This window comes from Halomonas sp. IOP_31 (assembly GCF_021151495.1).
GTDB lineage: Bacteria > Pseudomonadota > Gammaproteobacteria > Pseudomonadales > Halomonadaceae > Modicisalibacter > Modicisalibacter zincidurans.
The window spans coordinates 1-4,644 of record NZ_JAIRBP010000068.1 but is presented as its reverse complement, the minus strand read 5'-3'; the positions used below and the strand labels follow the sequence as shown (position 1 = coordinate 4,644).

Sequence of the window (4,644 nt, the reverse complement as noted above, 5' to 3'; positions counted from 1 at the left end):
TGATCTCGGTACTTGATACGGTAAGGTGGCTCAGCCGTTCTTCGCGAACCGCCGTGGTACGGAACCGTATGCCCGGTGGTGTGGGAGGGCTCCGGGGGTGACCCCGGACCCTACCCGATTGGTCAACGATATGCAGTGCTCAGCTGTTCAGCCGTGAGCTTCCGGCCGGGATAGGGGTTCAATCGTCAGGCGTAGCCCCAACGCATTGGCCACCTTGCTGATGGTGGAGAAGGCCGGGTTGCCTTCGCCCGACAGGGCCTTGTAGAGCCCCTCACGGCTCATGCCGACCTCCTTGGCGAGCTGGCTCATGTTGCGCGCGCGGGCAACATCGCCCAGCGCGGCAGCGAGGAGCGCGGGATCGTTTTCCTCCATCACCGCTTCGAGATAGGCGGTAATGTCGTCCTCGGTCTGCAGGTAGTCAGCGGTATCGTAATGGCTGAATGAAGCAGGTTGGGCTGTCATCGGGTCACTCCTTCCATTGCGCGGCAATGGCTTTGGCCTGGTCGATGTCGCGGGCCTGGGTGGCTTTGTCACCGCCACAGAGCAGTACCACGACGATGGGCCCTCGGGTGATGTAGTAGACGCGGTAGCCGGGACCATAGGGGATGCGCAGCTCAGAGACGCCTTCCCCGACCGGCTTCACGTCGCCCGGGTTGCCCAGGCTCAGGCGTCTGATACGGGCAGCGATCCTGGCGCGGGCCCGCGTATCACGCAGTCCGCGCAGCCACCGATCGAAGACATCGGTTTTTATGAGTTCGATCATCTGATAACTCTAGTTAGCAGTATTGGGTGTGTCAACTCTGGTTCACATGCTGAGAGCTGGAGGCCGCCCGAGTGAAGCGGCCAGTGTGCCGGAAGAGAGAAACGTGCCGGTGACGTCGGCGATCAGCCGGTCAGGGACTGCGTGGCGGTGATAGGCACGGCTATGGGCGTCTGATGCAGCGTCATCGGCCGGTGTCATCTGCTGGCCGCGTTCGGTGCGTATTCCGCGCCAACGTGACCGGCCATTCCGTTTCATCGTGACCGATCCCGGCCTGTTTCCCGGAATCCGTGGTCACGATGCCGGAATCATCGGTCACGATCCCGGAACCCCACCTAACTCGCTGGATAATTCGGACTTTTACGGCATACCCTTCCTTTTGCCTACGCTCTTGGAGGGGACATGCCAGCACCGAGGATTCCCATGCGAACCATCACCGAGGTGTTGCGCCTCAAATACAACGCCGGCCTCAGCCACGAGAAGATTGCGCGGGCCTGCGGCCTCTCCAAGGGCGTGGTCAGCAAGTACGTCAGCCTGGCGCAGGTCGCCGGCATCAGCTGGCCGCTGCCCGAGACCACCGACGACCTGCCGTTCGAGGATCGCCTGGGCATGCTGCTCGACCGCGAGGTCCTGCACCGCGAGAACCGCCGCCTCGACCGCCTGCTCAAGGCCGCCAGGCTACGCGTCACGGCCTGCGTCGAGGACATCGACTACCGCCACCCCCGCGGCCTGGAGCGGGGCCGCATGGCACCGCTGACGAGCGGCGAGTGGATCGGCCAAGCGCTCAATCTGTGCATCATCGGCCCCACCGGGTGCGGCAAGACCTGGCTGGCCTGCGCGCTGGGCAACCAGGCCTGCCGACAAGGCTACGCGGTGCGCTACCTGCGGGTGCCGCGCCTGTTCGAGCAGCTGCGCATCGCCCAGGGCGACGACTCTTACGCCCGGCTAAGGGGCCAGCTGCAGAAGACCGACCTGCTGATCCTCGACGGCTGGGGCATGCAGAAGATGACCGCGCCGCAGCGCCAGGACCGGATGGAGGTGATCGAGGACCGTCACGGCCGCGGCTCAACGCTGATCGCCAGCCAGCTGCCCATCGAGCACTGGCACGACACCATCGGCGCCGCGACGGTGGCCGACGCCATCCTCGATCGGCTGTTACACAGCGCCCACCGCCTGACACTCAGAGGAGAATCAATGAGAAAAAACACCGCCCCGCAGGCGGAAGCAGTTGACCCATCGTGACCGGTCAGCTTACAAAACCAGAGCCAGCGAGAGAGCGGTGAGCAGATCGGTCACGATCGCCGGAATGACCGGTCACGTTCGCCGAAATACGCAGCACATAAGAAAACGGGGCACATTAAGGAGCACAACCACCCCAGCAGCGACCCCGAGCCCAGCGATGCCGACCGGCGTATCACCCAGCGGCTCAAGGATGCCCTGGGCCTGGTGGATATCCGCATCCTGGATCACGTGGTGGTCGGTCACGAAGGCTTTGTGTCGTTCGCCGAACGCGGGTGGTTGTAGAGCCGCCCGCATCGCTCGCGGCAATCGCCGCCGTCCACCTGGGCCACTGGCCCGCTCACCCCGCCCCCCCTCACGGCCGCCTGGCTCGGCGCCGTGGGGTGGGGTGTCGATGACGTATTTTTTCGTTACAGGACAGCGGGATAGGGTGAGAGGGAAACCCGTTCAGCTAATCCGCGATATGGTAGACTGGACCCATCGACAGAGGAGCGCGCATGGCCAGTAACCACCACGATACCGGCTACAAGGAGCTGTTCAGCTATCCCGAGTTCGTTCAGCAGCTGGTCGAGGGCTTCGCCCCGACCGAGATCGCCGAGCTGATGGACTTTTCGACGCTGAAGAATCACAGCGGCAACTACATCACCCCGCTGTTCGAGGAGAAGTTCGAGGACGTGGTGTGGTCGGTGGAAGTCACCTGGCAGGGCGTCACCCAGCGGGTGTTCCTGTACATCCTGCTGGAGTTCCAGTCGTCGGTGGATCGCACCATGCCGATTCGGCTGATGCACTACGTGGCCTGCTTCTACGACCACCTGCTCAAAGCCAACGAGACCACGCCGAGCCAGGGTCTGCCGCCGATCCTGCCCATCGTGCTTTACAACGGCTCGGCGCCCTGGACGGCGCAGCAGGACATCTACGATATGGTGACGCCGGAACCTCCGGGATTCCTGCAGGGTTATCAGCCGCACCTGCGCTACTACTTGATCGATGAAGGGCGCTACACTGACGAAGAGTTGGGGCTGCGCCAGACACCGCTGAGTGGGGTGTTCAGCATCGAGAAGGCGTCTACGGACAGGAAAGGGCTGCAGCAGGCCGTGGATCGGATCGTGGCGATCATCCAGGCCGACCCCAACAAGGACCGCATCGACGCGATCATTACTCGCTGGCTAAAGCGTCATCTGCAGCGGCTCGGGGCTGAGGTCAACCTGGATCAGCTCAACAGTTTGGTGGAGGATAAAGACATGTTGGCAGAAAATCTTGAAAGCTGGGCGAGGCGTGAGCAGCAGCAAGGTGAGACTCGCCTACTCATCAAGCAGATCAAAATGAAGTTTGGTGAGCTACCGGAGTGGGCACAGAGACGGTTGGAGCACGCCAGCGCTGACCAACTAGATGAATGGTCTATGAGTATTCTGACCGCCAGTTCCCTTGACGAGCTATTCAAGCAGTAACAGGCTTTTCCTTCACCTCCTCAGCTGACGCACAAAAAAGGGCAGCCACCAGGGCTGCCCTTGCTGTATCTAGCTGATTTTTTTTATTTTGATGGCTTTCCGTCCGGTGGTTCCCCGCTGGGAGGCGGTGACACCGTCAGACCGGGTGGCGCATCGCGTGTTAACGCGGGCTGGCGAACCGGGCGTTCGATCTTGGCTCCCGGTAATCCCGTTGCCTTCTCTTCCGCGTTATTACCCCCTTCTCGCGTCTCGCGATCCCACGGCACCGCACTGGCGGCCGTGTCCGCCGCCGATAGCAGCGAGTCGTGGCTCAGGTGGGCATAGCGCTGGGTGGTCTTCACCTGGGTATGCCCCAGCAGCTTCTGCACTTCATACAACGAGCGGCCCGCATTGATCACATAGCTGGCGAAGCTGTGGCGCAAATCGTGAATGCCACGTCTCCCAGCCCCGCCTTTTCCCGCGCCGTGTCCCAGCTATGGAAGATGCTCACGAACGGTTTGCCGGTCTTGGGGTTGGGAAACAGATACCCGTTGCCCGCCACGCGCGGCAGCTTCTCCAGCAGCGCCATCATCCCCTGCGACAGCGGCACATGCCGCGTGCGTCCGGTCTTGTTGAACTCGATGCGCCACAGGCGCTGATCCCGATCCAGGTCCGACCATTTCGCGTCCAGCACTTCCCGCTTGCGCGCCCCGGTCAACAGCAGCATGGCGATGATGTAGGGCAGCAGCGGATTGGGCGAGGCTTCCAGGGCCTCGAACAGGCGCAGCGTCTCGTCGTCCTTCAGGTAGCGCTCCCGCTTGTTGTTTTCGGGATACAGCGGAATCCCCGCCGTGGGGTTCCGGCTGATGCCCTCCACCTCCCATTTCAGCGCGCAGTTGAAGATATAGCGACACAGGATGATCACCCGGTTCGTGGAGCCCGGTTGATGCTTGGCGCGGTGAGCGCTGAACACCTCGATCAGGTGCTGTCGCTTGATCTCGTCCAGGTACAGCTTGCCGAGCTTGGGCAGCACATGGTTGCGCAGCAGGCACTCATCGGTCGACCAGCTGCGCTTGTAACCCTTGATGTGCGGCATATAGGCCGATTCGACGAAGTCGGCGAATGTCGGCACGCGCTTGAGCGTGCGCCGCGTCTCGAAGGGATCGCTCCCCATCGCCACCTGGGCCAGGACATCGTTCGCTGACTTGCGTGCCTCGC

7 protein-coding genes are annotated in these 4,644 nt (G+C 62.5%); 3 read left to right on the top strand and 4 right to left on the bottom strand.

Going from position 1 to position 4,644, the window contains the following annotated elements; translation table 11 throughout:
• Nucleotides 1–147: 147 nt before the first annotated feature.
• Entirely contained in the window at nucleotides 148–462 is a 315-nt protein-coding gene (locus tag K7I12_RS17245) for an addiction module antidote protein (RefSeq protein ID WP_231664796.1), read from the bottom strand.
• Between the two features lie 4 nt (nucleotides 463–466).
• On the bottom strand, nucleotides 467–763 hold the full coding sequence (locus K7I12_RS17240) for a type II toxin-antitoxin system RelE/ParE family toxin (RefSeq protein WP_231664795.1): 297 nt from the start codon (nucleotides 761–763) through the stop codon (nucleotides 467–469).
• A gap of 420 nt (nucleotides 764–1,183) precedes the next feature.
• On the opposite strand from K7I12_RS17240, the gene istB reads away from it, so the two are divergent.
• From istB to K7I12_RS17225, 3 genes are all read left to right on the top strand, one after another.
• Nucleotides 1,184–2,002, top strand: coding sequence for an IS21-like element helper ATPase IstB (gene istB / locus K7I12_RS17235; RefSeq protein ID WP_231664794.1), 819 nt, complete (start codon nucleotides 1,184–1,186; stop codon nucleotides 2,000–2,002).
• Nucleotides 2,003–2,047: 45 nt separating this feature from the next.
• Nucleotides 2,048–2,284: a JAB domain-containing protein gene (locus K7I12_RS17230; RefSeq protein ID WP_331460603.1), complete on the top strand. Its 237-nt coding sequence runs from the start codon at nucleotides 2,048–2,050 to the stop codon at nucleotides 2,282–2,284.
• Between the two features lie 212 nt (nucleotides 2,285–2,496).
• Nucleotides 2,497–3,447, top strand: coding sequence for an Rpn family recombination-promoting nuclease/putative transposase (locus K7I12_RS17225; protein ID WP_231664793.1), 951 nt, complete (start codon nucleotides 2,497–2,499; stop codon nucleotides 3,445–3,447).
• 83 nt (nucleotides 3,448–3,530) lie between these two features.
• Here K7I12_RS17225 and K7I12_RS17575 read toward each other — a convergent pair whose 3' ends face one another.
• Entirely contained in the window at nucleotides 3,531–3,869 is a 339-nt protein-coding gene (locus K7I12_RS17575; RefSeq protein WP_269438735.1) for a tyrosine-type recombinase/integrase, read from the bottom strand.
• A partial coding sequence (locus tag K7I12_RS17570) for a tyrosine-type recombinase/integrase (protein WP_269438734.1) occupies nucleotides 3,842–4,644 on the bottom strand: 803 nt, incomplete at its 5' end. The genes K7I12_RS17570 and K7I12_RS17575, both read right to left, overlap by 28 nt.

Excerpts from the sequence above, each read along its gene's own strand:
- K7I12_RS17225 (WP_231664793.1), top strand. The coding sequence starts at position 2,497 with ATGGCCAGTAACCACCACGATACCGGCTACAAGGAGCTGTTCAGCTAT.
- istB (WP_231664794.1), top strand. The coding sequence starts at position 1,184 with ATGCGAACCATCACCGAGGTGTTGCGCCTCAAATACAACGCCGGCCTC.
- K7I12_RS17240 (WP_231664795.1), bottom strand. The coding sequence starts at position 763 with ATGATCGAACTCATAAAAACCGATGTCTTCGATCGGTGGCTGCGCGGA.
- K7I12_RS17245 (WP_231664796.1), bottom strand. The coding sequence starts at position 462 with ATGACAGCCCAACCTGCTTCATTCAGCCATTACGATACCGCTGACTAC.